Source organism: Deltaproteobacteria bacterium (assembly GCA_026388545.1).
Classification (GTDB): Bacteria; Desulfobacterota; Syntrophia; order Syntrophales; family UBA2185; genus JAPLJS01.
The window spans coordinates 1-26,196 of sequence record JAPLJS010000019.1 but is presented as its reverse complement, the minus strand read 5'-3'; the positions used below and the strand labels follow the sequence as shown (position 1 = coordinate 26,196).

Sequence of the window (26,196 nt, the reverse complement as noted above, 5' to 3'; positions counted from 1 at the left end):
TTCTTTTCGAGATCACCTACCTTAATATTTTGTCAAATTTCTGACCGTCTGTCAAAAAGATCACTTTTTGTAGTCTTTAGTAACCAAACCTAATCTGCTGATATACCGATCATTGCAACCTTTCCCGTGCCGTCATCACCCTGGTATGTTATTTGCAAATTTGTTCTGCGAGCACCGTTCAGTAATGCCTTCAGGATGCTTAAGGTTAAATTAAAATAACTTTCAACATTTCATGATGACCGAGAGGATGCAATGGCAAGAGAAGAAAAAGATGAAAAGGCAGTGGAAGAGGTTCCGAAAAAAAAGAAATTGCCTCTTAAAAAGCTTATCATTATAGGCGTTGCCGCATTAATCGTGGTGACGGCCGGAGCTGTTGGGACTGTTTACTATAAAAAATTTTTCAATAAGAAAGATCAAGTAGAGCAGCAGGCGCCGCAAGGAGCTATATGGCCTATGGATCCTTTTATCGTGAATATACAGGATCAAGGTGGTGTTGACAGATACCTGAAAATTATTATCGAGCTCGACGTATCAGATAAAAATTGTATTGACGAGCTGAACCAATTAAAGCCGAAACTGAGGGATAACGTTTTGGATCTTCTTTCATCAAAAACGTATAAAGATATCATGGACATTTCTGGAAAACAGCGTTTGAGGGAAGAGATAATGCTTCGACTGAACAGCTTTTTGACCAAAGGAAAAATCGTTAAGGTCTACTTTACAGAATTTGTCGTTCAGTAGTTGTTATCCATAATGACGGAAATGGCAGAGAAATTAAGGACCGGCCATTTCAGAGTTTAAATAGTTAAAGGGGTGCTTATGTCCCAAATATTAACGCAGGAAGAAGTAGATGCTCTTCTCAAAGGAATATCGGATGGTGAAGTTGAGACCGAGCCGGAGAAAGAACATGATCCCTCGGTTGTTCTACGCTATGACCTTACCAGCCAGGATCGGATCATCAGGGGGAGAATGCCCGCCCTCGAGATGACCAATGAAAAGTTCGCGAGAATGTTCAGGGGCACGCTTTCATCACTGCTGAGAAAAGTTGTCAATATAAGCGCCTTATCTATTGATACGATAAAGTATGGAGACTTTCTTAAGACTTTGCCCGTTCCCACAAGCCTGCATCTTTTCCGGATAGATCCGTTAAGGGGAAATGCGATCATCGTTGTTGAGTCAAAAGTTATATTTACTCTGGTAGATATCGTCTTTGGAGGTTCGGGAAGGGATGGATTTAAGGTGGAAGGGCGAGAGTTTACACCTATTGAAAATAATCTGATCAAAAAGGTTGTTGTAAGTGCCCTCCTTGATCTCGAAAAAGCGTGGAAGGCATTGTTAGATGTAAAAATGACCTATCAGCGGTCGGAAGTTAATCCCCAGTTCGCACAAATTGTTCCTTTAACCGACGTCGTCATCGTTGTTAATTTTGAAGTTGAGATGGAGTATTCTTCCGGGATCATTTCTTTATGTGTTCCGTACTCAACATTGGAACCGATCAGAGAGAAATTAATGGAGGGTTTTCAGGGCGATCATCCTGAGATAGACAGGGCGTGGGAGAAAAGTATGAAGGATGAGCTGATGAACGCCGGGCTTGAGTTAGTAGTACTGTTGGGGCGGACACATCTTTTGACTCGTGATGTAAGAGATCTCAAAATAGGAGATGTAATTCTCTTGGATCAATATGCTTCGGAACCCATTGATATATATATGGAAGGTATGCTCAAATTTAGAGGATATCCGGGCGTGTGCAGGGGAAACCAGGCCGTACAGATTAAACATTTAATCAGTAGAAAAGAGGTTATTCAGTATGGAACAGAGTGAAATAGACAACCTGATGAAGGGAGCAGATTCTGACAATAAAGGGGATGATACTATCACCTGGGATGATGTTCAGGAAGAGATGTCGGCATCGAAGAAACAACCAAAAACCGCCGCAAGTACAGCAAATTTTGAGGAGCTTCAGAAAACGGAGCCAAAAAGCTCTGCTGCCATAGATATTGAATTTATTCTGGATATTCCTCTTACGGTAACCGTTGAGCTCGGCAGATGCAAGATGTTGATTGGAGATCTTTTGCAATTGGGACAGGGATCAGTCGTTGAACTGGCAAAGTTTGCGGGTGAACCGATGGATTTTTTTATTAACCAGAAATTGATCGCTAAGGGTGAAGTAGTGGTAGTCAATGAAAAGTTCGGCATTCGTTTAACCGATATCGTTTCACCTGCGGAAAGAATCAGCAAACTCAGATAGGAGGGCTCAATGGGTGCAGTGGACTTCTTTTCGTCACTGGTAAAAATGATATCGGCGCTCGCCGTAGTCTTGGGGATTATGATTGCAGCAATGTATTTTGTGAAAAAGTTTATGAAGGGAACAGCGTCAGGCATTGATGATGGAAAGTTTATAAAAATCATATCAACCAGATATATCGGACCGAAATGCAGCATTATGCTTATAGATGTCCTCAGCAGCATCATCGTAATTAGTATGGCAAATAACCAGATTACTATGCTTACAACGATTTCGGACCCCAAATCCTTAGAGCGTCTGAAGGATTTTGACAGAGACAAAAAGAACCCCGTCTCCCTTTTTGATAATCTGTCGTCGTACAGAAGTAAGTTGCTGGCCCCGAGACAGACGAGGAGAGGGTCGAGAGAGAATGAATAAGCGAGCCTATAAAAATCTAATTAAGTATACGATATGTCTACTGATATTTGCTGGTGTTTTATTCTTAGTCATTCCATCGGCGTGGTCTGAACCCCTTCCTATTCCGACCATCAATCTGAATATCGGTGGTTCCGGGGAATCAGGTCAGGTATCGACGGTACTAAAGCTCCTCATGTTACTTACCGTATTGGCTCTTGCTCCCTCCATTCTTATTATGTTGACCTCATTTACGAGAATCGTTGTCGTATTTTCTCTGTTACGGCATGCCCTGGGGACGCAACAGTTGCCTCCTAATCAAATTATCGTTGGGCTATCACTCTTTCTAACTTTTTTTATTATGACGCCCGTCTGGGAAAAGGTCAATACGCAGGCCCTCCAACCGTATTTCAACAATCAAATATCGGGAGAAAAGGCATTTGAACTGAGCACCCCGCCGATAAAAGACTTTATGCTTAAACAGACAAGGGAAAAAGATCTTGCCCTCTTTGTAAAAATATCAAAAGCGAAAAGACCGGACACTCCTGCGGACATATCCCTTTCAGTCTTGATTCCCTCCTTTGTAATCAGCGAATTAAGAACGGCTTTTCAGATTGGATTCTTAATATATATGCCCTTTCTGGTACTGGATATGGTTATTGCCAGTGTACTTCTTTCAATGGGAATGATGATGCTTCCCCCTGTAATGGTGAGTATGCCCTTTAAATTGCTCCTTTTTGTCCTTGTTGACGGCTGGTATTTGATCGTCGGGTCGTTGGTTCAAAGCTTTGGACCTATGTAATTAAATTGTAGAGGATATTCGGAATGTCCAGTGATTTCGTAATAGGTATAGCAGTTGAAACGATAAAAGTGACCCTTTTGATATCGGCGCCGATGCTGCTTGTCGGTCTTGTTGTCGGACTCGTAATCAGTATCTTCCAGGCCGTTACGCAAATTCAAGAGATGACGTTAGTTTTTGTTCCCAAGATTGTGGCTGTCTTGGTTGCTCTGATTATAACATTACCGTGGATGATTAATATAATGATAACCTATACTCATAATATTTTTGCAAACTTTCCAATGTATATCAGGTAGAAGGTATCTCAGGGGTTCAAGGGGCCGAGATGCAAGGTTCAAGGTTAGAGTTTCCTTGTACCTTGAACCTCGAATTTTTGAACCCTCGAATCCTTTTTGCAATTAAATGGGAGAAAAACCATAGTTTGGGATTTTCGATTTGAAATATGCCTTACATTACAGCCGAACAGGCAGAAATATTAATCTTAACTCTTCTTCGAGTCAGTGCAATGATTATAACCATCCCGATACTGGGAGACAGGACAATTCCTGTCAGGGTTAAGGCGGGATTATCTCTTTTAATTACATTTCTTATCATTCCATCTCTTCAGACGACGGCTTGGACCCTCAGTGCTGACATCTTTACTTTCGTCTTCCGGATGGCGGGGGAGATTATGATCGGTGTTATGGTAGGGTTTACCGCCCAGTTGATTTTCGCAGGGATCCAGCTTGCCGGACAGCTCATCGGGTTTCAAATGGGCTTTTCCATTGTGAATGTGCTTGATCCCTCCAATAATGACGAGGTGTCCATTATATCTCAGTTTCAGTATCTCATTGCTATGCTGATATTTCTGATTATGAACGGCCATCATATTTTTTTATATGCCATAGCAGAAAGTTTCACAATACTTCCTCCCCTTGGTTTTCATTTTTCGGGAGGATTGATGCAGTTGGTACTCGTTTTTGTGAAAGATATGCTAGAAGTTTCAATCAAAACGGGAGCGCCCATAATTGCCGCTTTGCTATTTTTGAGTGTTGGGATGGGTTTGGTGGCAAGGACGGTACCCCAAATAAACATATTTATCGTTGGTTTTCCTCTACAAATAGCGATCGGCTTGATCGGCATTGGATTAACGCTCCCGGTCTTTGTGCGGATATTGGAGGGTCGTTTCTCGAATCTTGAGGGAGAAATTATTTCACTTCTCCGTCTCATGCAATAAAAAGACGGTTTTTTGACTGAAGTGTCATCATCTCGGCCCTATGGTTGGAGTTGATGGAAGTAATTATGATAAAAATTCCTTGAACCCCGCCCGAAGGGCGGTGTTATGTTAAGGATCAGTTCATGGCGGAAAACGATAAAGATCAGGAACGAACAGAGCAAGCGACGCCGAAGCGACGGGAAGAGGCAAGAAAAAAGGGTCAGGTCGCAAAAAGCCAGGAAGTAGCCTCGGCCGCTATATTGTTAGCTTGTTTGACGTATTTTTATTTTGACTCCACCCGTCTGGTTAAGAAGCTGATGGGTCTCATAAGCGGTTTTCTAAAGGAATCAGGCACATTACTCATTAACACCAATAATATTCAAGCGCTTGCCGTAGATTGGCTCTATGAATTTTTTATCCTCATTGCGCCGCTTCTTTTGACCGTCCTGATTGCGGGTTTTTTAGCCAATTTCGTCCAGGTAGGTTTTGTAGTTTCTACAGAGGCACTAACGCCTCAGTTTTCTAAAATTGATCCAATCAATGGATTTCAGAGGTTATTCTCCCTTAAATCATTTGCTGAATTGGCAAAGAGTATCCTGAAACTATGCATCGTGGGGTATGTTGCCTATATAACGGTAAGCGGAGAAATTGAAAACCTTCCGTCCCTGATGGATGAGAGTATTGGGGATATAATGGTTTATATGGGGCGGATTTCATTTAAAATTATCTTACGGACCTCGTGGGTGTTGATAGTTCTGGCAATCCTGGATTACGTGTATCAGCGTTGGGAACACGAAAGGGGCCTCAAAATGTCACGGCAGGAGGTAAAGGATGAGTACAAGCAGGTAGATGGGGATCCACTTATAAAGGCAAGGGTGAGGCGTATCCAGAGGGAAATGGCGCGTAAGCGGATGATGGCGCGTGTTCCCAAGGCGGACGTCGTGATCACGAACCCCGACCATATAGCTGTCGCTCTGGAGTATGATCAGTTAAAGATGTTTGCTCCCGTTGTTGTTGCCAAGGGAGTAGGACTCATAGCTGAAAAAATAAGGGAAATTGCCAGAAGGAACAATGTGCCTGTTGTCGAGAACAAGCCATTGGCACGCGTATTGTATAAGGTGGCAAATATGAATGAGGTAATACCGGAAAATTTATACAAAGCCGTTGCGGAAGTATTGGCGTATGTTTATGGCTTAAAGAAAAAAAGGGTAGCGGTGTAAAAGAAACATGACAACTTACGCAAATGCTGATTCTCTTCGCGGATGGGATAAAAGCGGGACGGCCGTCCTGGCTGTTGGTGTTATCGGTATTCTTATCATAATGATCGTACCGCTGCCGACTTTCTTACTCGATTTACTCCTTTCATTCAACCTTACCGTATCCATTATCATTTTATTGATGTCCATGTATGTTCTGAGACCCCTCGATCTATCAGTGTTTCCTTCTCTCCTGCTTACGGTAACCCTTCTCAGGTTATCTTTGAATGTGGCTTCAACGCGACTGATTCTTCTTCACGGAAATGAGGGGACCGCCGCTGCCGGCCAGGTCATAAAAGCATTTGGAACATTTGTTGTCGGTGGGAATTATGTTGTCGGTTTAATTGTGTTCTTTGTTCTTACCCTGATCAACTTCGTCGTTATTACCAAGGGCGCCACAAGGATAGCAGAAGTTGCAGCACGGTTTACACTGGATGCCATGCCTGGTAAACAGATGAGTATTGATGCGGATCTCAATGCAGGCCTTATTTCGGAAGCGGATGCCCGAAGGAGAAGATCTGAAATTGAAAGAGAGGCAGACTTCTACGGGGCAATGGATGGGGCAAGCAAGTTTGTCAGGGGTGACGCAGTTGCAGGCATTGTCATAATATTAATAAATATTGTGGGAGGATTGATTATCGGCGTACTGCAGCAGGGTATGGAGGTTGCGGATGCGGCACGCAACTACACTCTCCTTACCGTTGGTGATGGCCTTGTTACCCAGGTACCCGCCCTTATTGTATCAACAGCCTCCGGCATGCTGGTAACGAGGTCTACGTCATCCTCCAATCTTGGTGCGGATCTGGCAGGCCAGCTTTTTGTGCAGCCTAAAGCCATAGCCACGGCATCGGTTATGCTCTTTATATTCGGTTTGATCCCCGGTATGCCGAAAGTCTCTTTCATGATTATTTCCCTGATCACCGGTGTGTTAGCATACAATCTTTTTAAGGGTATGAAGAAAACTGAAGAGGTCAGAGAAGACGCGCCGACAGTTGCACCGAAAGAGTCCGTGGAAAAACTTCTTGCGCTTGATCTGATGGAACTTGAGGTTGGTTATGGTCTGATATCCCTCGTTGATGCAGGGCAGGGTGGAGAACTTCTTCAGAGAATCAAGTCGCTGAGGAAGCAGCTGGCTATGGAAATGGGATTTATTATACCCGCCATTCATATCAGGGATAATCTTCAGTTGAAGCCTAACGAGTATGCGTTTCTCTTAAAGGGGGTTGAAATAACAAGGGGTGAGTTAATGCCAGGCTATTATCTTGCTATAACTCCCGAGGATCGGGGAGTTACCATAAAGGGGGTGCAGACAAAAGAACCTGCCTTTGGCCTGCCTGCCGTCTGGTTAAATGAAAAGGAAAAGGAAAATATACAGGCAAAGGGTGTTATCGTTGTTGACTGTGCTACGGTAATTACAACCCATTTGACAGAACTAATCAAATCACACGCCGACGAGTTATTGGGCAGGGAGGAAGTTCGATCGTTGCTGGATAATTTGGCCATCAGCCATCCAAAGGTCGTAGAAGAACTCGTCCCCAATGTCATCCCGCTGGGAACTGTCCAGAAGGTATTACAACGACTCCTTAAAGAGCGGATTTCTATTCGCGATCTTCTGACAATACTGGAAACCCTGGCGGATTATTTGCCAATTACTAAAAATGTCGATCTATTAACCAGTTATGTTCGTCAGTCATTGGCACGAACAATATCAAAGCAGTACAAGGATGAAAAAGGGAATATCTCCGTCGTTATGCTTTCACCGGAGATTGAAGAGCATATAAACAATTCCATTCAGCATACGGAGCATGAGTCGTACCTCATTGCAGATCCTAATTTGATACAGAGAATTGTCAGCAATCTTCAGAAATTTATGAATACTTTTACGACAAGAGGTCTTCAGCCGATCATCGTCTGTTCTCCAAAAACGAGGATTCATTTAAAGAAGGTATTGGAAAGGTTCTTCCCAGGCATTATTGTTCTTTCCCACAATGAGATCACACACGATGTGAACATTAATTCACTTGGTATGGTGGAGTTGTAAGATGCAGATTAAAAGGTATGAAGTAAAGAGTATTCAGGAGGCTTTAACGAGGATTAAAAACGATCTGGGCGATAATGCCGTTATCCTGTCGACAAAGAGGATGAAGGGGGGGAAAGTACCACTTCTTGAGATAACAGCTGCCAGGGATGAAAGTGATACCAGGCTTAGTTTCCGTGAATCCAGCGAAAAGGAGGAAAGCGCCGGTTACCGGTTGAGCGGGTCGGCTGACTTGGATATAATCAGGAATGATCTCGATGAAATGAAATCCTTAATAAGGGATTTGAGGAGAGAAGACCCGATCCGCAGGGAAATGAACCAGTTGAAAGGGTATCTGAATAACCTCATGGATGTCCTCTGCGCGTGGGAGAAAAATTTGTTTCCCGGCCCTCCATCGAAGATCTATTATCACTTAGTTGCAAACGGTGTATCTCGGGAAAGGGCTTATAAGCTGGTTACTACAATAGATAAAATAGATAGTTTTGATAATACCTTTAAATTTGTTGAGGAAACAATAATAAAGTCTATCCCCGTTTCAAGTAAAAAAAAGAAGAGGGGAGTCATTGCCTTTATCGGTCCCACAGGCGTGGGTAAAACAACAACCTTGGCTAAACTGGCGGCGCATTATGCAATGAGTGAGAAATTAGGTATCGGCCTTATATCCGCAGATACGTATAGAATTGCCGCGGCCGAACAATTAAAGACCTATGCAAAGATTATGGGGCTTCCGATAAAGGTGGTCTCTGAAAAAGAAGAGTTTAAACAGGCCCTCAGTCGATTTTCCGATAAAGATCTGGTTTTGGTGGATACACCGGGGAAAAGTCGCAATGATGAAGGCTACATGGAAAAGCTTCGTGATTTTCTTAATGTTGGTGTTCCTGTAGAGACCAATCTTCTTTTAAGTTTGACATCAAGTCGGGAAAACATGCTGGATGCCTCGGCAAGATTTGGGATGATTAACTACGATAACATCATATTTACAAAAGTGGATGAGGCCATGGGCTTCGGTTCCATGTATGATGTGATAGATCACGTCGGTAAACCGATTTCATATCTGACCAACGGGCAGAATGTACCGAACGATATAGAAGATGCGAATCCTGGCAGAATTGCCAGACTCATCATGCACCAGTCATAGATTATGGAGGATGAAAGTGGATCAAGCTGCGGTTCTCAGAGAAATGAAGGAAACAGACAAAGGGGTTCATAAGATGGCGTCAGAAGTCGAGCATAGAGACGACGTTGCCGGTGACAAGGAAAAGGCGAATATCAGGGTGATTGCAATTACCAGTGGAAAGGGGGGCGTCGGAAAAACATGCATAACGGCCAATCTTGCATACATTCTGTCAAGACTGAAGAGGAAGACTTTAATATTTGATGCAGATATGGGACTGGCAAATATTGATGTAATCCTCGGCATATCCCCACAATACAATATACATCATGTTCTCCTCGGTAAGAAGACGCTTCCGGAAATAATGGTTCCTGGTCCCGGCGGTATCAAGATTTTACCGGCTGCTTCCGGGATTCAGGAAATGGCTGAATTGTCCAAAGGTCAAAAGCTTACTCTCATGGACGAACTGAATGATTTAAACGAAGATTTTGATTTTATGTTTATCGATACGGCCGCCGGCATAACCAGCAATGTTCTCTATTTTAACATGGCTGCCAAGGAGATAATTGTTATCGTTACACCGGAACCGACCTCCCTGACAGACGCGTATGCCCTGATTAAGATACTCTATCAAGGTCATGCCGAAAAAAGGGTTATGCTGATTGTAAATATGGTGAAAAGTTCCCATGAAGCCCGCGAAGTTTTTACGAAATTGAGTAAGGCGACGGAACACTTCCTTGATCTTTCAATTGAATATCTGGGTTACGTAATTTACGATGAAAAAGTGACAGAAGCCATAAAGCAGCAGAAAATGTTCGCAGAAATCTATCCTTATTCACAGGCAAGCAAATGTCTATCGTCAATAGCCAGAAAGATATGTCTTGAGAAACCTGAGAAGTATAATTTGGGCAGTATGAAATTTTTTTCACGAGCCATTGTTGGTGAGGATCATGGATAAAAAGAAACATGATGCACTCGTCATGGAGAGAAAGAAACGTGATGAATTCATCATGAAATATGCCCCTCTTGTGAAAAATATTGTAGAGAGGGTTTCTGTGAAATTGCCGTCCCATTTGAATGTCAAAGAAGAGTTGATAAATGTGGGTATTATCGGTTTGATTTCGGCAATCGAAAAATTTGATAAAAAAAGGAATGTAAAGTTTGAAACATACGCAAGCTTCAGAATCAGGGGCGCTGTGCTGGACGAACTCAGAGCAAGAGACTGGATGCCCCGTTCGACAAGAAATAAGTATTCAAAGTTAGAGGAATCTTTTTCTTCCCTTCAGAAGATATTGGGCAGACCGCCGGAAGAGGAAGAAATGTGCCGATATCTTAATGTTCCTCTTCATAAATACTATGAGATTCTTGATGAGGCAAAGGGGGTAACACTTCTGAGCAGTGAGGATCTTCCTCCCGATTATCAAGAAACTTACGCAAATTATGATTTGCTTGACAGGATGGATCAAGAAACCCCTTTTTCATTTCTCGTCACAAATGAATTAAGGGTTGTGCTGAAGAAGGCCATAGATGCTCTTCCTGAAAAAGAGAGATTGATTTTATCGCTTTATTATTATGAGGAGCTGACCATGAAGGAGATAGGCAAGGTAGTGAATCTGACGGAGTCAAGGGTCTGCCAGCTTCATACCCAGGCTATCCTGAGATTGGGAGGCAACCTGAAGGAAATCCGGGGAGTGTATTACTGAAGTTCCATTGACATAAGAAAAGGTTTTGTAATATGGTACGCAAAGTAGAACTTGATCTATTGGAAGAAGGGGATCTCCCTGACCTCGATGCCCCACTTAAAGAAGAGGAACCGGTAAAAAACGGGAAGGGTTGGAGATCGTTAAAATGGCTGACGAAAAAAAAGGTTATCCTTGCAGCCATCCTTTTTTTCTTTTCAGGTATTGTCGGAGTTTCACTGTTGATGTTTTCTGTAAAGAAAGATGCGCGTGTCAACCATAGTACAGAATTTACGGAAGTCAGATCAATACATGAAAATATAGAGAATCTGGATAGTTTTGTGATTGGCCTCAGAGATGAGCATGGAAATTACAGAGTACTTGTCTGTGAGATTGCTATTGTCGTGAATCAAGACAAAAAAATTTCAGCAAACAAAGCGGAGATGAGAAATATGGCCTATAATGCCTTGAAAAACAAGGGTAAGTATGTGCTGACGTCTTCAAAAGCATACAGTGCAATAAAAAAGGAATTACGGGATGAATTGGATGGGCTTCTGGGCGGAGGAGTAAAAGAGGTATATTTCACAAAATTTATATTACTCTAAAGTGTCGGTTTCCATAAATGAACATACTTCAGGTAACTTAACTATCGGGAAGGAATGGAATGATACGCAAATATATATATATCGCTGTTATTTTAGTTTTATTAAGCAATTTTCTGAATTACAGTTATGCCTTGACTCCTGATCAGATCATTCAGTTGAGAAAAGCGGGTGTTAGTGACGAGACAATTCAAATGATGCTGCAGCAGGAAAGGGATGCAAAAGAGGCGAATCCTTATGATCAGATTGGTGTAAGGGAAATCAAAGACAAGGAAGGCAATAGTATTACGATATACTCTACCGGCCGTTCAACAAAAGCAGGTACCGGTGATCCTGAAGAAGAGAATGTGGATAAAGCGTGGAAAATGTTGCAGAACATGATCATCGACAAGAGGAAGTGAGACAGTAATCTGCGATAATAAAGTTCGCAATACGAGAGAGACAGCACGGGAAGGGAAAGAAGGTATGGATCATCAGGATATATACAGCATTGTGGAAAAAGAGTTTCAGGATACATTTATTAAGGAACTCCTTCCCGGCATCGTTCACAATTTTGCCAATCCTTTAAATGGGATTATGGGCCGTTCCAGACTGTTACAGAGGAAATTAGCTGAAATCATGAAAAAAACTGATGTCGAAAGAGATGCCTCTTATTGGGAAGATAACAAAAAACTGGTCTATGATGTTGAATCCATAGCGAGGGAGGCTGATAGACTTTCCAGTATGCTTCAGCATGTGGCAGGAAAATTTTGTGCAATCAGTGATACAACAATACAGAGAATAAACTTATCTGAGCTTATCGAACTCGAAATGAAGTTTTTCGATTTTTATCTGGATTTCAAGCATAGTATTAAAAAGACGATGCAGCTCGATAGGGAACTTCCGGAGGTAAAAGGAGCCCCCGCTGATTATTCCCTGGCACTTTCAGCATTGATCAGGCATTCGATGGATGCAATGAAGGAAAGCGCCTCAAAGGAATTTACTATCTCAACACAATGTGACAATGGTCATGTATGCATGAAGATCCAGAATCAAGGAACTCCAATATCTGAAGATCAAAAGAGGCTGTTACTTGAAGAATCACAGGCAGATTATTCTTCTCTGGAGATGACCAGAGGCGGGGGATTGCTCTGTGCTTTCCTGCTGTTGAAGAAATGGGGCGCCCTCTTTGAAATACAGAGTGATTCCGGTTTGAATACGATTGCCATATCAATACCTTCTCAGTAGGAGAAGAAATGTTTCAACAACTAAAGTTTATAACATATTTTGACGATGAATGATTCAGAGACCTTTATCTCACATTATTGTTGCGAGCGAAAAAGAGGGCACATAAATACCTTTTTATTAAATGCAGAGTATTGCCTCGAGGCTAAAAATTCCTCGTAATAGCGCGAAATGCAATTTTTCAAAGGTCTCTCAGGGTGAAAAGAGAGGAGCTCAGAAACAATGCTTAGGGCTGTTGATTTACAACAGATACTGACACAGTCCAATTCAATGGAACGTGTTCAACAGGCACAGCAGCAGCATTCGGACATGCAGCAGAGATACTTCAGTGTTCAGTTGTGTGAGGAGAGAAGGCATCTAAAGGAGACGGTAAAGAGTTCTGAAGAGGCGGAAAAATCTAAAATAAAAAATGAACAGGAAAAAGAGAGACATCAGAAAAAGGCAAAAGCTGAGGAAGAGGTCATAGGAGAGAGCGAAGTGAAGCAAGCAAGTAGTGATCCGGCGGTTGACGTTGAACATGGCGGGTTAATTGATATAAAGGTTTGAGATGAGCACACAATTACTCCTTACCTGCCTATTGATTGCTGACGTTATATTGTGTTTTGCGGTCATTGCTCTGATTGTTATTGTCAACAGGGAAGTAAAGAAAAGACGCAGTGGACTGGATGAAAATACCCTCACGGAATTCAGAAAATTACTTGATGATTCGAACGCTTCTACGAATTACCTTATAGAAGCTATGAATGAAAGCAGAAAATCACTGAAAGAGATTGCCTATGCCTTGGATGAGAAAGAAGGCAAGTTAAGGGCATTAGTTGAAGAATCAAAAAATGAATATGAAAAGCTTAAAGCAAGTATCCCTCATACTGATAGCGATACATTGGATAAGAGATATGAGGAAGTTATCACTATGGTCAAACAGGGTCTAACGAAAAAGGAGATATCTCAGAGATTGGAATTGACGGAAGGAGAGATAGATCTGATCATCGACCTAGACAGAACAAAACATAGGGTCTAAGCTGAGAATGTCTGATGTCTCTTATTTATATTCCAACAATTTCCAGCTATCAATTAAATCAAGCGCAATTCCATAATATAAGTTCTGCAGCTTCCGCAGGTTTTTCAATCGGTGAAATACTTGAAGCCGGCGTTGTTGAGAAATTGAGTGATCGGAGGATACTGATAACACTTAAGGGGGTCAATCTATCTGCAGATTCCGAAGTAACTCTCAATGCAGGCGACAAGATTCGGATAAAGGTGGAAAGTCTCCATCCTCAGGTTATTTTACGTATTCTGGAGAGGGGTAACCTGGAGGAATTCAGGGTCGCAGATTATCTGCGATGGCATAGGTCAAATCCTGATGCCATATCGCAGATGATAACAGAGGCCGTCACGCAATTCAATACGGGGAATCTCGTAAAAATTATACGCTATCTACCTGAGGAAGATTTTCAGAAAATATTCAAAATTTTGAAATCGCTGTTTCTTTCCCCGGACACAAAGGGTAACGAATACATTAAAGATTATTTCGGCAAACTTGGTATGCTGACGGAAAGTCAATTGAGGCAGGTTCTTGAGGGAAAATCAGGTATAGGTGAAAGCTGGTTTGACCCTCATAACCTTAAGAGCCTTTTGATGAAAATATCTGAAGATCTTCATAATCTGTTAGTGGGTAAGGAGTCCTTTGCTCATGAAGACGGCATATTGCTGAACAACCTCTCCAAGTATTTAGATTCATCCATTAAGACGATTGAAGCCCATCAGATTATCAATGTCATTTTACAGGAGTCTGAGAGCAAGTATTTATTCCAGATCCCCATTCTCTTCCAGGACGGTATCAGAAAAGGTGATATTTTCGTGGAATATGACCGGAATCCCAGGGGAGAGCGAGACAAAAGACAATATCGCATAATGTTCTTTTTGAGTATGGATATCCTCGGCGACATGATAATCGAGGCCCAGTTGAAAGGAGATAAGATCGACTGTCTTATCAAATGTTTGGATCAGGAGGTATGTGACTTTATATCGTCCTTTCTGGAAGAACTTAGGAACAGTCTTTCCACCATGGGCTGCCAAATCTATACGGTGAAATGTGTCGCAGGGGGTGATTTAGCCAAAGAGAAGATAGATTATTACCAGGATCGGGTTTTGTATGCCAGGGACGTAATCGACCTCTTTGTATAAATATGCAAGAGGCCTTTTGGGAAGTTATCGGGAAATGAGTAACCAGAGGAAATTATAATGGCGAAGAAAGATGAAAAGATACGTCTTGCGGCTGCTTTGAAGTATGATCCCCAGGAAGATGCAGCCCCCGTAATGACTGCTAAAGGGCGGGGCGCCATAGCGGAAAAAATAATCAGTATAGCGAAGAAAAACGGAATACCGATAAAAGAAGATCCGAATCTCGTTCAAATATTAAGTAAACTTGAAATTGATGAACAGATTTCCCCTGTGCTGTATAAGGCTGTTGCTGAAATACTCGCCTTTGTCTATTCTCTCAATGAAAAGCGGAGAGGGGAAAATTTTTCCCGACGATAAAGATTTTACCCACCCCAATAGAAAGTTTCAAACTCTAATAGTATCCGAACATATTTGAAATTTTGGTGACATATTTCAAATTCGAAATCCAAATATCTAAATCCTGAACAAATTCATAATATTAAATTCAACCCTTTTAATTTTGATAATTTGTATTTTGAACGTTTGTGCCTGTTTCTGATTTCGTGCTTCGAATTTAGAGCTTCATCCTACTGGCATGTGAATTGCAGTTATGAAGCATAAAAACGCAGAGGAAGAAAAAGAATGATTTACAGTATTGGTGAGATGGCAAATGGTTATATAGACAGGGTTGACCAGCTTGATTACATTGCAAATAATATCGCCAACGTTAATACACACGGTTTCAAATCAATGAGAGCGTTTTATAGCGCAATGGATCCTGCAACAGTCACGTTTATACCTGAGGTGGTTGTTGACTATTCACCCGGGTCAATTCATAAGACGGAAAATAGCATGGATGTTGCTATCAACGGCGAAGGATTTTTTGCCGTTCAGTCCGGTATCGAAACCACTTATACAAGGCAGGGCAATTTCACACTCGATAAAGACAGCAACCTGGTTACGGCGGATGGTTCGTTTGTTCTTGGTAAATCCGGACAAAAAATCAAACTCCCCGATGGTACGATAAATATAAGCGAAAAAGGCGATGTTGCAGTGGACGGCAACCGGATCGATACTTTGAAAATAGTGAATTTCAAAAATCCCCAGGCCCTCGATAAAGTAGATGGGTGTCTTTTTAGAGATACGGGTAAAGCAGGTTTAGTGGAGAAAGAAGACCCCGTTGTCAGGCAGGGGCATATTGAAATGTCAAATGTACAGGTCGTAAAAGAGATGGTTGAAATGATCGGTATTCATCGTTCCGTGGAGGTCTATCAGAAGATTATACAGACAATAGCGGAACAGGATAGATTGGCGACATCTCAAATAGGGAGGGTATGACAGGTCCATGGGATCTGCATTTAAAGGAGGTTTCAAATGTTAAGGGCTTTATGGACGGCAGCAACCGGAATGGAATCACAGCAGATTAATCTGGATGTGGTTGCGAATAACTTGGCCAATGTGAATACGGTGGGCTTTAAAAAAGCGAGGGCTGAATTTCAGGATTTGCTGTATCAGGCAACCAAGAAAGCCGGTACGGAGACCGCGGGAGGGAACCAGGTGCCGGTCGGTGTTGAGGTCGGTATGGGTTCGAGAATATCGGCAACGAAAAAGATGTTTACACAGGGCGATTTCAAGCAGACCGACAGTGCCTATGACTGGGTCATTGAGGGTGATGGTTTCTTCCAGCTCGATGATAACGGGCGCACGGTTTATTCAAAGGCGGGGAGTTTCATGACCAACAAGGACGGTGTTCTGGTCAATCCTGAAGGTCTAAAGCTGAATCCTCAGGTGACCATCCCGCAGGATGCTGTCAAGTTTCAGATACTTCCTGATGGGACGTGGGATGCAAGGGATAAAGTAGAAAACAAACTGTCAAGCGGCAGAATTGAACTCGTCCGCTTTATCAATCCTGCCGGACTGAGAAGTATCGGCAGGAACCTTTACGATATAACGGATAGTTCCGGATCCCCTGTAAAGGGAAATCCGGGGGAAACAGGATTCGGCACCATTACGCAGAATGCGGTCGAGATGTCGAATGTTAATGTTGTTGATGAGATGGTTCAAATGATTGCAGGCCAGAGGGCTTATGAAATCAACACGAAGGCAATACAGACGGCAGACCAGATTCTTCAAATGGTGAGTAACTTGAAGCGGTAAGGGATGAGGAGTATACAGTGAGAATTCGCACTTTAATCAGAATCAGTATAACGATTTCTTTAACGGTGATTTTCCTGGCCGCAGCGGTTTCATTATCGCTCGCGGAGAACGCTACAGTCGTTAAAGAAAGCAGGATAAAAAAAATAGTGAAGGAATACATAGAGGCAAATATATCCTGGCCGCGCGAGAATGTACGGATTGAATTTCTGGGCCGGATAGCGGATGTAAGCGTCATAGGGGAAAAAGTAAACTTTGAGATTCGGAGCGGCCGAGAGGAGTCTTTTATAGGAGACACCACCGTTACTGTCGCGGTTTATGATGACGGGACTCTGCTGCGGGAGATACCGGTGCGTGTAAGGATGGAAGCGGCCATTGACGTTGTGATAAGTACAAAATATCTCCAGAGGGATTCTGAAATAAGCTACGGTGATGTAAAACTCGTCCGGAAGTGGTTTAACCGGATGCCGGCACAGGTGGTGACACAAATAGAGGATGCAGTGGGAAAACAACTCTATAGCGATGTTAAGCAGAATACGGAAATCAAGAGGAATATGCTTAAGTCTGTAAAAACCATAAGACGGGGGAAGATGGTAAAGATCCTCCTCGAAAACGGCCCCATGACGATCATGACGTTCGGCCTCTGTGAGGAGGACGGAAGCCGTGGCGATTTCATAAAAGTAAGGAATACATCATCAAATAAGACGGTTTATGCACGGGTGGTTGATGATTCTTCCGTCAGAATAGAATTTTAAGGGGGAAAGAATGGTTGACTCCAGAGTAGTTATAAAAATGTATCTATTGTGTTTACTTTTCATCATGGGGGGGTGTTCGAGCAACCTCTATGTAAAAGCTGACCGGCCCGTAATAAAACCGTCACAAGAGATTGCCGGGAAGCCTCTACCGGGAACCATCTGGCCGGGTGAGAATGCGAAGAATTCTCTCTTTATCGACAGGAAGGCACGGCGCATAAACGATATCGTCACAATTGTAGTGGATGAGAGCGCCGTAGGGGGGAATAACGCGAGTACGGATACGAGCAGGAATACGAGTACGACTGCAGGGGTAACGGGCATGCTGGGTCTTGAGCAAAAGATATTGGAGCAGAATCAGAGAATGGGTTCCTCGATCACAGCCGGCGGCACCTCAGCCAATTCCCTGAAAGGAACAGGCAAGACTACCCGGGATGGCAATTTAACAGCGAAAATTTCGGCGAGGGTTGTTGATATCCAGGATAATGGGAATTTCATTGTAGAGGGGAGAAGACAACTTACCATCAATGCCGAAGACCAGTATCTGATTATCACCGGTATTGTCAGACCTGAGGATATAACTTCCGATAACTCCATCTTGTCCCAGTATATTGCCGATGCGAAGATTGTTTATACGGGGAAGGGTGTCGTAGACGATAAAATGAGACCGGGATGGTTCACACGGATTGTTGACTGGGTGTGGCCGTTCTAATCTTCTTGAAAGGTGGCAGAAGGTATGGCAGAGCGTTCTACAAATATCATGAAAATATGCGGAATAATCGCATGTATCTTGTTCTGTATAAATTTCGCGGATAATGTGCATGCCGCGAGGATAAAAGACATCGCGAGCATCGGCGGGGTCAGGGATAACCAACTGATCGGTTACGGACTGGTTGTCGGCCTGAATGCTACGGGTGACGATGTTAAAAACGGATTTACGAAGGAAACACTCGTCAATATGTTGAACCGTCAGGGACTTGCCATAATGAAGGACAAGGACATAAAGGCAAACAATATTGCTGCGGTAATGGTGACTGCCAAGTTGCCGCCTTTCGTCAAATACGGAACGAGGATCGATGTCGACATCTCCTCTATCGGTGATGCGAAAAGCCTTCAAGGCGGCATGCTGCTCATGACTCCCCTTAAAGGCGCGGACGGTGAGATTTACGCTATTGCTCAAGGAGCGGTTACCATTGGCGGATTTTCGGCGAGCGGCGCCGCCGGCGGTGGTGTTACAAAGAACCACACCACTGTTGGGCGGATAACAAACGGCGCCACTGTTGAAAAAGAGTTGCCATTTGAATTTGAAAAGAACAGGGTGCTCTCCATAAACCTCTATCAGCCTGATTTTACAACATCCACACACCTGGCTGAGGTGATCAACGCTGCAATGCAGAGTGTCGATGCAAAACTTATTGATTCAAGTTCTGTTACAGTAAAGATCAAAGATAATGTGGTAATGAATATGGTACAGCTTGTTTCGCTTGTCGAAAATCTCGATGTTCCTGTTGATTCTGTTGCCGTTGTGGTTATGAACGAAAAAACGGGCACCGTTGTCATGGGCGAAAATGTGAGGATATCCACTGTAGCAATAGCCCATGGAAATCTCAGTATTCAAATCAAGGAAGAAAAAAAGGTCTCCCAGCCGCTTCCGTTTGCTCCGGGACCGACTGCCGGCGGTACACCAACCGCACAAGGCGGCGTGATAATGGCTCCCGGAGGGCAGACGGTAGTGACGCCCCAGAGTCAGGTAACTGTGACGGAAGAAAAGAAGCAACTGCTGGTCGTGCCCAAAGGAGTTACCATTCAGGAAGTGGTGAGGGCGCTTAATGCAATTGGCGTTTCTCCGAGAGATCTCATCACCATTATGCAGGCCATAAAAGCCGCAGGGGCGCTTCAGGCGGATTTGAGGATTATATAAGGTTTTACACAAAGTTCTCACAAAAAGTGAGATGAATCATAAGAAGGTTAAGTATCATGGGTGATGTGGCAGTAGTAAAAGCACAGATTGCGGATCGGAAGATGCCCCAGAAAAGAACCGGCGAAGTGGAGGGTAAAGCAGCCATCGAGGAGGAAAATAAGCTGAGAAAGAGTTGTGCAGATTTTGAGGCTGTTTTTACTTTTTACATGTTTAAGTCCATGCGGCAAGCAATTCCGCAGAGCGGTTTTTTAAAACAGAGTCCCGGTAAAGATACTTACAATATGATGCTTGACCAAAAAGTTGCCGAAGAATTGGCAAATAAGGGGAGAGGATCAGGATTACAGCAAATCCTTTTTGAGCAGTTGAACAATCGTCGCTAAAAGCGACACGGGAGTTTTTACTAAAGTTTTTTTGTCTTCTTGCCGATAATTGTGATAAAAGAAGAATCACAAGGAGATTTAAGATGAAGATTTCTAAAGTCGATGATGCCGCAGTCCAAGCGCTTCAGCAGTATCAGAAAGCTGAGAAGGTGCAGGATGAATCGAATCCGAAGGTCAGCGGAAATGCGGCGCCAGAGGAGAAAGTAAATCTTTCCACCAAGGCAAGAGACATTCAGCAATTGAAGAATGCGGTAAATCAGCTTCCTGCTGTTCGTGAAGATAAGGTTCATGAATTGAAGGATCAGGTTGATAAGGGCGCTTACAGTGTAAACGGACAAAAAATTGCTGAGAAAATGGTGACAGAGTCTCTCTTGGATATATTCGCCTGAAATATTTCTTTCCCCATTTTCCTCAGATGTTTCATCCTCAAGAGCCCACCGCATCATTTATGTAGATGAGGGTTATATGACCCCAATCTACATGAATGGCAAATAGTGTACGGAATTTTACAATACAGACCGGCAGTGCATCCCTGAACTCTGCTATGGAGAAAAGGTATATGTGGCACGATGGAAGATACACATTTCCCTTGCCGGGGAGCACCGCCAGGTGGGCTAAGGGACTTTAATCAAAAAGCAAAATAAAAGTAATTATGTATTAGGATATGGATATGATACAGCAGAACACGAGCCTTCATCCGGATTTGCATCCCCTTCTTGATTCGTTAATAAATCTCCTGAAAAGAGAAATTGCGGTTTACCGAGAGCTTCAGGCTGCAATTACCCATGAAAGAATAATATTGATGAAACCTTCCCTTGAAAAACTCTTGGAGAGTAACGGCAAAAAAGAAACAGCGATAGTAAAGGCAAGGATGCTGGAGGAGGGGAGATTCAAAATCATCAAGAAAATTGCAAGAGTTCTTGATATTGACGAAAACGAGATCAATCTGTCAACGGTGAGTTCCTATGCAGATCCTGATCAGGAAAAAGAATTAAAAGAATGCCGGTCCATACTGAATGAACTCCTCGCAAGTAACCGGGAAATGAATCAAAATAATAAGGAATTGCTTGATTATTCACTCCATTTTTTGCAGGGAACTGTCGATTTTATTCATAGCCTCCTCTCTTCCGGTTCGACCTGCTACATGCCTACAGGAAGAATGAGGCCCATATCCAGGAATGGAAAAATCCTGCGGACAGAAGGATAGGTTACTATGGGTGATATCGGTCGTGTATTGAATACAACAAAGGAAGCAATTTTAAGCCATCTTACGGCACTCAATGTTACAGGCTCTAATGTGGCCAATGTGAATACACCAGGATATTCGAGATTACGGCCTGCTTTCGGTTCCATCGGTGTTATTGGCTCCAGCACGAATGACGTACAGCTTGGGGTAAAAATTGTTGAGATTGAGAGACTCTATGACAAATACCTTGAGGTGCAGCTCGTCCAGCAGGAACAAGATACCGGCAACAACCAAGCCCGTATGGACCTCCTCAATAATGTAGAAGGTATTTTCAATGAGAGCACCGGTGGTGGTATCAATGATCTGTTGTCGCAATTTTGGGGCGCCTGGTCGCAGTTGTCGTCAAATCCCAGCGGGACTGCTGAAAGGGATAATCTTGTATCCATTTCCCAGAGCCTTGCTTCTATGTTCAGTCAGAAGGCGAATGATCTCATTAATATCCAGAGTGATACGAATGCCGCTATTTCCGATTCTGTAACGGAACTGAATAAATATCTCGATGAAATGGTGGATTTGAACAACAAGGTTGTCCAGACGGAGATCAGCGGTGGAAGCGCGGCCAGTTCAAGGGATCAAAGAGCCGAATTGCTGCGGAAGATCAGCCAGATCATCGACGTTAATTACTATGAGGAATCGAACGGTTCACTGAACATTTTCATTTCCAATGGGAAATCCCTTGTAGAAGGAACGAATGTCTGGAAACTTGATGTTAAGACCAATCCGGAGAATTCAAATTATTATGACATCGTTTTTGAAGACACCCCCGATGAAGCGATCAACGAGCGCCTGACCAGTGGAAAGTTGGCAGGAATGCTTGATGTAAGAGATACGAAAATTTCTGGATACCTGAATGATCTCGATCAGATGGCCTCAACGATTGTTACTAATGTCAACACACAGCACCGATCGGGCTATGATTTAAACAAAAATATTGGCGGGGACTTCTTTTCTCCGGCAAGAATCGAATCTCCTGTGGTGGCAAGTGGCAACACCTATGCCGCTACAGTGGCTGCCGACGGTACATACACAGGGACTACCAACAAAACCTACACGGTGAAAATTGTAACGGGAGGAGCACTTGGAGCTGCAACCTACAAGGTTTCGTCGGATGGCGGTACAACATGGGGGGCTGTGCAAACAATTCCTGTTGGGGGGACCATAACCCCGGGTGATGGAATAAATTTAACATTCCCTCCGGATACTTTTGCCACGAATGATGTTTTTAGTGTTAAAGCAGGTTGTTTTGCGAAAGATATGCAGGTCAACTCAACGATTGTAGATGATGCCGGAAAGATTGCCGCCTCCGCGACGGTCAACAATGGTGACGGAGACAATGCCGGTTCGATCAATGCGATCAAGGACAGCCTGCTCATGGGAGGCGGGATATCAAGCATTGACAATTTTTATCAATCGCTTGTAGCGAGTGTGGGTAATGACGTTGCGGATGCAAAGCGCATATTGGATCATCAAACAGCCGTCATGAATCAGTTGGAAAGTCAGAAAGAAGCAGTTTCAGGAGTTTCCATAGATGAGGAAATGCTGAACCTGATCAAATATCAAGCGGGGTATAACGCTGCGGCCAGAATGTGCGGAGTGGTTAATCAAATGATGGACGTATTGATTAATTTAGGTAAGGAATAGGGATTAGATCATGATCACACGTGTCACGGATAATATGAAATTTGATATGTTGAACAACAGTATTTCCAACACGCAAACTCAATATAGCGAGCTCATGGAAAAGCTGGCTACAGAGAAACAGGTCAACAAGCCTTCTGATGATCCACTCGGAATGGGAAAAATTCTGGATTACAGGGCCGTGAAGTCATATACCAGCCATTATGAAAAAAGAGTTGAAGAGAGTAAGTCGTGGATTGACCTTACAGAATCAAAACTATCAAGTGTGAATGATATTCTAAATCAGATAAGAGAAACGGCAATTTCTCAGTCCAGTGCAACAGCATCCGAGTCAACGAGGCAGATTGCGGCTGATTCTCTTCAACCACTCATTGACCAGCTCCGCTCCCTGGCGAATTCAAAGTTCGGAGACAGGTATCTTTTTTCCGGTACGAAGACGGATACGGAACCATTTTCTGCGACAGAATCGGCTGCACGAATAGATGCTCCCGTCAATGCAAGCGGGAATACCTATACCGGTACAGTATCAGAGGCAGGAACGTATACAGGGGCGACCAATAAAACCTATGTTGTTAAAATCGTGGCGGGGGGGACGCTTGGAAGTGCGACCTATCAGGTTTCATCCGATAGTGGTAAAACGTGGGTGGGTGTGCCAACAGTACTTGCTTCCGGAAGTAATACCTTGGGGGATGGTATATCCTTAACATTTCCTCCCGGTACTTTTGCGGCTAACGATAGTTTTTCTGTCAATGCCTATGCACCCGGTTATTACAATGGAAACGGGGAGGAACTCTCCGTAGAGGTGGGGAAAGACGTTGCAATTAATTACAGCATTACGGGAGAGGCGGCATTTACTGCTCGAGGCAGCGGCACTGTTGATATATTTAAAACACTGAACGATTTAAAAACAGCGCTGCAAAACAACGATGCAGAGGGTATCCGGAATCAACTCGATCCTCTCCAGGAGGCAGGTGACCAGATTACTCGCTATACGGCCAAATGCGGAACCAGGGTGAACAGTCTGGACATCTCAGACACCGTGCTTAAAGACCTGGACACAAGGTTAACAGGCCTTACTTCCAATATTGAAGACGCTGATGTGGTGGCTCTGATGACTGCATTCAAGATGAAAGAGATTGCCCTGCAGGCGTGCTATGAAATGGCGGGAAATTTGGGCAATATTTCCATCATTAATTTTATTAAATAGACTTCTGAAGTAAGAGCCTTTTCAAAAGTATTATAGGGAGGAAAGATGTTAATCCTGACACGGAAGTTGGGTGAGTCTATCACGATCGGTGATGATATTAAAATTACTTTTCTGGAGACAAAGGGGAAACAGATCAGGATTGGGATTGAGGCGCCAACGCATATTGCCATTCATCGGGAGGAAATATACAATCTGATTAAAGAACAGAATATCGAGGCGGTAAAGGTGGCGAGTATGGAGAAAGAGACCTTGCCTGATATCTGGGATGGTTTGAAAAATTTGCTGAGGGAAGATAAAAAAGAAGATTGACTATAAGGGAGGTTTTTTAACGTGAATATAGTTACCACTCGCTTCGGAGAGATCGATGTGGATGAAACCAAAATTATTGAAATGCGGGGTGGGATCATTGGATTCGAACACCTGAAGAAATATATATTGCATATCAAGGATGAAGAGAACCCCTTCTGGTGGTTTCAATCCCTTGATGACGGCGCGATTTCCTTTGTTGTTATTAATCCATTTGTCGCAAAAGCAGACTATGGACCAGTGATAGACGATAATGATACGAAACTTCTCAAAATAGAAAATGCAGAGGATGTGGTTCTGCTGACCATTGTAACCATCCGTCAAACACCCTTTTCCGCTTCTGTAAACCTCAGGGCGCCAATTGTGGTGAATGCAAAGAAGAAGATTGCCAAACAGGTCATCCTTGAAGATCCGGCATATCCGGTTCGGTATTACTTAACGGCGGTGGATTCTGGTGACGGGGCTTCTGGAGCCGGAGATAGTGAAAAACAGAATGATGGCGAGGCAGCTTCCCTGTGAAAAACAGGGGGATTGGTATAGGGAGGCGATTCTCTTTTAAGCAGTGTGATTAAAGATGATACCGATCAGCTCACCCAACTTTGTATACAGATTTTGAATTTCCTTGGCCGGGATTTCTCTTATAACCTTTCCTGTATCTTTCTCTGTGACGGTAACAGCGATATTTCCTCCGTTTTTCCCATATGTTGAAAAGGATAAACTGATATTCATGGATTGCAGTTGACTCTGGATATCCTCAAGTAATTGTTTTGCTGCTTCAGAGTTCAAATGTCTGGATTCTTCCGGTGCCTTCTCAGAAGGTTCCTTTTGGGGAGGGTTATTTGCAGCAGGCAACTTTGCACAACCTCTGGCGGTTTTTATATTTGATGCAACAGGTTTCCATCAAAAAACATCATTATTCAAAGATAAGATATTAATATTACTTGACATTTATCCATTTTTATGCCATATTTCCGTCAAATTCATCACTCTGGAGGACCTATGGGCTTCAAGAAAATGGAAACCAATCTGAGCTTTACGGATATTTCTCTTTTTAATTCCATGGAACACAACCGGGCCATCGCAAGAATGGAACAGATCAACGCCATCGTGGATTGGTCCCGCATCGAGAATCTGCTTCTGAGAAGTTATCCCGTCGGCAAAAGCAATCCCGTTTCAGGAGCAGGCTCTCTCAAGATACCATGCGTTTGATCAATCATGAACTTCTTTCCCAATTCGCCGCCAAAGGCTTAACCATCAACGAGGGCATAGCCGTTGACGCCCGTTTGGTCCAGTCGGCCAGTCATCCCATAAGTAAAGAGAAACTGGAGAAAGAGAAAAAGAAAAGAGAGACTCCCGAAGGACAGCTGGATAAGAAGGGGAATCCTCTTAAATTCTCCCGCGATCTCGAATCGGACTGGACGGTCCGTAACAACATTCCTCATTATGGGCTCAAAGAACATGCTTCCGTCGATACCCGCTATGGGTTTCTCCTCGCCACGGAGATAACCCCCGCTTCTTTTCATGATAGCCCATTTCTCCCTCTTTGCGTCGCCGGCAGTTGTCATACCAAAAATCCCATCAAGAAGGTGTATGCCGATAAAGGGTACTTTGGAGAAAACAACAGAGAATTCCTCAATCTGAACAACATCTCAGACGGCATCATGAGGAAGGCCGTTAAAGGAACCGAATTAACAGAATATGAAAAAGAACGGAATAAAGCCATTTCAAAAGTCCGTTATATTGTTGAGCAATATTTTGGAATCAGCCATCTCCACAACAATGCCTTTCGGGCCAGGTTCACGAGATTGATGAAAAATGCCATAGACGCCCTGTGTCGGCAGATGGCCTTTAATCTCCTTCGAGGAACCAGGGTGGTAAAACCTGCAT

At 43.3% G+C, this 26,196-nt stretch carries 34 protein-coding genes; 33 read left to right on the top strand and 1 reads right to left on the bottom strand.

What is annotated here, in order from left to right; genetic code table 11:
- The first annotated feature begins 252 nt into the window (after positions 1-252).
- From NTW12_01530 to fliW, 31 genes are all read left to right on the top strand, one after another.
- Complete coding sequence (locus NTW12_01530; GenBank protein ID MCX5845032.1) at positions 253-741, top strand: flagellar basal body-associated FliL family protein; 489 nt, start codon at positions 253-255, stop codon at positions 739-741.
- A gap of 78 nt (positions 742-819) precedes the next feature.
- Entirely contained in the window at positions 820-1,821 is a 1,002-nt protein-coding gene (gene fliM / locus NTW12_01525; GenBank protein MCX5845031.1) for a flagellar motor switch protein FliM, read from the top strand.
- Positions 1,808-2,248 carry a flagellar motor switch protein FliN gene (gene fliN / locus NTW12_01520; GenBank protein ID MCX5845030.1) on the top strand — a complete coding sequence of 147 codons (441 nt, stop codon included), beginning with the start codon at positions 1,808-1,810 and terminating at the stop codon, positions 2,246-2,248. The genes fliM and fliN overlap by 14 nt, the downstream gene beginning before the upstream one ends.
- 9 nt (positions 2,249-2,257) lie before the next feature.
- Complete coding sequence (gene fliO, locus NTW12_01515; protein MCX5845029.1) at positions 2,258-2,662, top strand: flagellar biosynthetic protein FliO; 405 nt, start codon at positions 2,258-2,260, stop codon at positions 2,660-2,662.
- Entirely contained in the window at positions 2,655-3,440 is a 786-nt protein-coding gene (fliP, locus tag NTW12_01510) for a flagellar type III secretion system pore protein FliP (GenBank protein ID MCX5845028.1), read from the top strand. Before fliO ends, fliP begins: the two co-directional genes overlap by 8 nt.
- Positions 3,441-3,463: 23 nt before the next feature.
- Positions 3,464-3,733, top strand: coding sequence for a flagellar biosynthesis protein FliQ (fliQ, locus tag NTW12_01505; protein ID MCX5845027.1), 270 nt, complete (start codon positions 3,464-3,466; stop codon positions 3,731-3,733).
- Positions 3,734-3,879: 146 nt separating this feature from the next.
- On the top strand, positions 3,880-4,653 hold the full coding sequence (gene fliR / locus NTW12_01500; protein ID MCX5845026.1) for a flagellar biosynthetic protein FliR: 774 nt from the start codon (positions 3,880-3,882) through the stop codon (positions 4,651-4,653).
- 122 nt (positions 4,654-4,775) lie between these two features.
- Positions 4,776-5,852 (top strand): flagellar biosynthesis protein FlhB, encoded by a 1,077-nt coding sequence (gene flhB, locus NTW12_01495; GenBank protein ID MCX5845025.1) that lies wholly within the window; start codon positions 4,776-4,778, stop codon positions 5,850-5,852.
- A gap of 7 nt (positions 5,853-5,859) precedes the next feature.
- Positions 5,860-7,929 carry a flagellar biosynthesis protein FlhA gene (gene flhA / locus NTW12_01490; GenBank protein MCX5845024.1) on the top strand — a complete coding sequence of 690 codons (2,070 nt, stop codon included), beginning with the start codon at positions 5,860-5,862 and terminating at the stop codon, positions 7,927-7,929.
- A gap of 1 nt (position 7,930) precedes the next feature.
- Entirely contained in the window at positions 7,931-9,064 is a 1,134-nt protein-coding gene (gene flhF / locus NTW12_01485) for a flagellar biosynthesis protein FlhF (GenBank protein MCX5845023.1), read from the top strand.
- Positions 9,065-9,074: 10 nt separating this feature from the next.
- Positions 9,075-9,998, top strand: coding sequence for a MinD/ParA family protein (locus tag NTW12_01480; GenBank protein MCX5845022.1), 924 nt, complete (start codon positions 9,075-9,077; stop codon positions 9,996-9,998).
- The gene (locus NTW12_01475; GenBank protein ID MCX5845021.1) at positions 9,991-10,743 is read left to right on the top strand and encodes a FliA/WhiG family RNA polymerase sigma factor; all 753 of its coding nucleotides are present in this window, start codon (positions 9,991-9,993) and stop codon (positions 10,741-10,743) included. Before NTW12_01480 ends, NTW12_01475 begins: the two co-directional genes overlap by 8 nt.
- 32 nt (positions 10,744-10,775) lie before the next feature.
- A complete protein-coding gene (locus NTW12_01470) occupies positions 10,776-11,324 on the top strand; it encodes a flagellar basal body-associated FliL family protein (GenBank protein ID MCX5845020.1) in 549 nt (182 codons plus the stop codon).
- Positions 11,325-11,383: 59 nt separating this feature from the next.
- Positions 11,384-11,722, top strand: a complete 339-nt coding sequence (locus NTW12_01465; protein MCX5845019.1) for a hypothetical protein — start codon at positions 11,384-11,386, stop codon at positions 11,720-11,722.
- Positions 11,723-11,786: 64 nt separating this feature from the next.
- On the top strand, positions 11,787-12,548 hold the full coding sequence (locus tag NTW12_01460) for a hypothetical protein (GenBank protein MCX5845018.1): 762 nt from the start codon (positions 11,787-11,789) through the stop codon (positions 12,546-12,548).
- Positions 12,549-12,767: 219 nt separating this feature from the next.
- Entirely contained in the window at positions 12,768-13,091 is a 324-nt protein-coding gene (locus tag NTW12_01455) for a hypothetical protein (protein MCX5845017.1), read from the top strand.
- 1 nt (position 13,092) lies between these two features.
- On the top strand, positions 13,093-13,563 hold the full coding sequence (locus NTW12_01450) for a hypothetical protein (GenBank protein MCX5845016.1): 471 nt from the start codon (positions 13,093-13,095) through the stop codon (positions 13,561-13,563).
- A 14-nt stretch (positions 13,564-13,577) separates the two neighbouring features.
- Positions 13,578-14,729 carry a hypothetical protein gene (locus tag NTW12_01445; protein ID MCX5845015.1) on the top strand — a complete coding sequence of 384 codons (1,152 nt, stop codon included), beginning with the start codon at positions 13,578-13,580 and terminating at the stop codon, positions 14,727-14,729.
- A 57-nt stretch (positions 14,730-14,786) separates the two neighbouring features.
- Positions 14,787-15,083, top strand: coding sequence for an EscU/YscU/HrcU family type III secretion system export apparatus switch protein (locus tag NTW12_01440; protein MCX5845014.1), 297 nt, complete (start codon positions 14,787-14,789; stop codon positions 15,081-15,083).
- A 264-nt stretch (positions 15,084-15,347) separates the two neighbouring features.
- Positions 15,348-16,043, top strand: a complete 696-nt coding sequence (gene flgF / locus NTW12_01435) for a flagellar basal-body rod protein FlgF (protein ID MCX5845013.1) — start codon at positions 15,348-15,350, stop codon at positions 16,041-16,043.
- Between the two features lie 36 nt (positions 16,044-16,079).
- Complete coding sequence (gene flgG, locus NTW12_01430) at positions 16,080-16,862, top strand: flagellar basal-body rod protein FlgG (protein ID MCX5845012.1); 783 nt, start codon at positions 16,080-16,082, stop codon at positions 16,860-16,862.
- Positions 16,863-16,879: 17 nt separating this feature from the next.
- Positions 16,880-17,614, top strand: a complete 735-nt coding sequence (gene flgA / locus NTW12_01425) for a flagellar basal body P-ring formation chaperone FlgA (GenBank protein ID MCX5845011.1) — start codon at positions 16,880-16,882, stop codon at positions 17,612-17,614.
- Between the two features lie 10 nt (positions 17,615-17,624).
- On the top strand, positions 17,625-18,323 hold the full coding sequence (locus tag NTW12_01420) for a flagellar basal body L-ring protein FlgH (GenBank protein ID MCX5845010.1): 699 nt from the start codon (positions 17,625-17,627) through the stop codon (positions 18,321-18,323).
- Positions 18,324-18,347: 24 nt separating this feature from the next.
- Positions 18,348-19,532: a flagellar basal body P-ring protein FlgI gene (locus NTW12_01415; protein MCX5845009.1), complete on the top strand. Its 1,185-nt coding sequence runs from the start codon at positions 18,348-18,350 to the stop codon at positions 19,530-19,532.
- A 56-nt stretch (positions 19,533-19,588) separates the two neighbouring features.
- Positions 19,589-19,912, top strand: a complete 324-nt coding sequence (locus NTW12_01410) for a rod-binding protein (GenBank protein MCX5845008.1) — start codon at positions 19,589-19,591, stop codon at positions 19,910-19,912.
- Between the two features lie 83 nt (positions 19,913-19,995).
- Positions 19,996-20,301: a flagellar biosynthesis anti-sigma factor FlgM gene (gene flgM, locus NTW12_01405; GenBank protein MCX5845007.1), complete on the top strand. Its 306-nt coding sequence runs from the start codon at positions 19,996-19,998 to the stop codon at positions 20,299-20,301.
- A 281-nt stretch (positions 20,302-20,582) separates the two neighbouring features.
- Complete coding sequence (locus NTW12_01400) at positions 20,583-21,119, top strand: flagellar protein FlgN (protein ID MCX5845006.1); 537 nt, start codon at positions 20,583-20,585, stop codon at positions 21,117-21,119.
- A 6-nt stretch (positions 21,120-21,125) separates the two neighbouring features.
- A complete protein-coding gene (gene flgK, locus NTW12_01395; protein MCX5845005.1) occupies positions 21,126-22,799 on the top strand; it encodes a flagellar hook-associated protein FlgK in 1,674 nt (557 codons plus the stop codon).
- Between the two features lie 10 nt (positions 22,800-22,809).
- Positions 22,810-24,003, top strand: a complete 1,194-nt coding sequence (gene flgL, locus NTW12_01390) for a flagellar hook-associated protein FlgL (GenBank protein MCX5845004.1) — start codon at positions 22,810-22,812, stop codon at positions 24,001-24,003.
- A 45-nt stretch (positions 24,004-24,048) separates the two neighbouring features.
- On the top strand, positions 24,049-24,312 hold the full coding sequence (gene csrA / locus NTW12_01385; GenBank protein MCX5845003.1) for a carbon storage regulator CsrA: 264 nt from the start codon (positions 24,049-24,051) through the stop codon (positions 24,310-24,312).
- Positions 24,313-24,333: 21 nt separating this feature from the next.
- The gene (gene fliW, locus NTW12_01380) at positions 24,334-24,828 is read left to right on the top strand and encodes a flagellar assembly protein FliW (GenBank protein MCX5845002.1); all 495 of its coding nucleotides are present in this window, start codon (positions 24,334-24,336) and stop codon (positions 24,826-24,828) included.
- Between the two features lie 36 nt (positions 24,829-24,864).
- Here the strand turns inward: fliW and NTW12_01375 are convergent, their stop codons facing one another.
- The gene (locus NTW12_01375) at positions 24,865-25,161 is read right to left on the bottom strand and encodes a flagellar protein FlaG (GenBank protein MCX5845001.1); all 297 of its coding nucleotides are present in this window, start codon (positions 25,159-25,161) and stop codon (positions 24,865-24,867) included.
- A 147-nt stretch (positions 25,162-25,308) separates the two neighbouring features.
- Between NTW12_01375 and NTW12_01370 the strand changes: the two genes are divergently transcribed.
- Both NTW12_01370 and NTW12_01365 read left to right on the top strand, forming a co-directional pair.
- Positions 25,309-25,518 (top strand): hypothetical protein, encoded by a 210-nt coding sequence (locus tag NTW12_01370; protein MCX5845000.1) that lies wholly within the window; start codon positions 25,309-25,311, stop codon positions 25,516-25,518.
- A partial coding sequence (locus NTW12_01365; protein ID MCX5844999.1) for a transposase occupies positions 25,515-26,196 on the top strand: 682 nt, incomplete at its 3' end. The genes NTW12_01370 and NTW12_01365, both read left to right, overlap by 4 nt.